At 30.6% G+C, this 781-nt stretch carries 2 protein-coding genes; both read right to left on the bottom strand.

Annotation, left to right across the window (positions count from 1 at the left end):
• Positions 1-143: 143 nt before the first annotated feature.
• Positions 144-401 (bottom strand): Txe/YoeB family addiction module toxin, encoded by a 258-nt coding sequence (locus ACE1ET_RS20560; protein WP_375730307.1) that lies wholly within the window; start codon positions 399-401, stop codon positions 144-146.
• A complete protein-coding gene (locus tag ACE1ET_RS20555; protein ID WP_375730306.1) occupies positions 398-652 on the bottom strand; it encodes a type II toxin-antitoxin system Phd/YefM family antitoxin in 255 nt (84 codons plus the stop codon). The genes ACE1ET_RS20560 and ACE1ET_RS20555 overlap by 4 nt, the downstream gene beginning before the upstream one ends.
• Positions 653-781 lie beyond the last annotated feature (129 nt).

The raw sequence follows: 781 nt of genomic DNA, 5'->3' as shown, positions 1-781 counted from the left end.
AACGGTCTGCGTGTATGCTGTCGTATGGCGACAATCCTAATGGATATGGATTGTCAAGCCAAAATAGTTTTATTTAAATATTGGAATTATCTGTTTAAACATAGCCATATGCAGTATGACACGCTGTTAGCCACAGTTTATTCTTAATCATAATGAAATCTACACTTAGCAATAAGAATTTCATCCTCTCTAACTGCATAAATTAGTCTATGTTCATTATCGATTCTTCTGGACCAAAACCCTTTGTATTTATGTTTTAGGGGTTCAGGTTTTCCTATTCCGGTAAAAGGGTTTCTAGATATATCTTTAAGAAGGTCATTAATCTTTTTTACGTATTTTATATTAGTTTTTTGCCAATATAAATAGTCTTCCCAAGACTCGTCAACAAAAATGTATTTCATAGGTCAATTAAATCTTTTTGAAACGAAGATCCATTTTTCAATTTATCAATTGCAGAATCAAGTCTTTCTTCATTCTTTTTTGAAGATAATTCATATTGAGTTGCAGTCAATGAATTGTATTCATCAAGTGAAATAACTACGACACCAGAGTCTTTTCCCCTATTAATAATCAATGTCTCAAAATTCTCAGTGACAGAGTCAAGATATTTCTTAATATTTTTTCTAAAGTCAGAAATTGAAGTTGCTAACATAATATTTAATTTAGTACGTTATATAGTACAAATATATGTACAATATTTTGAATTATCAATAATTTTAATCTTTCTTTTCCAAATTGTGGCTAACGTTCCCGCGGTATGGTGTCGTGGCAGTTTCTTTCC

Origin of the sequence: Quyinboa mangrovi, assembly GCF_042219825.1 — a bacterium.
Taxonomy (GTDB): domain Bacteria; phylum Bacteroidota; class Bacteroidia; order Bacteroidales; family UBA5342; genus JBHJHP01.
Note: the sequence above shows the minus strand (reverse complement) of the source record. Positions and strands in the feature narration are given on the sequence as shown.

Excerpts from the sequence above, each read along its gene's own strand:
- ACE1ET_RS20560 (WP_375730307.1), bottom strand. The coding sequence starts at position 401 with ATGAAATACATTTTTGTTGACGAGTCTTGGGAAGACTATTTATATTGG.
- ACE1ET_RS20555 (WP_375730306.1), bottom strand. The coding sequence starts at position 652 with ATGTTAGCAACTTCAATTTCTGACTTTAGAAAAAATATTAAGAAATAT.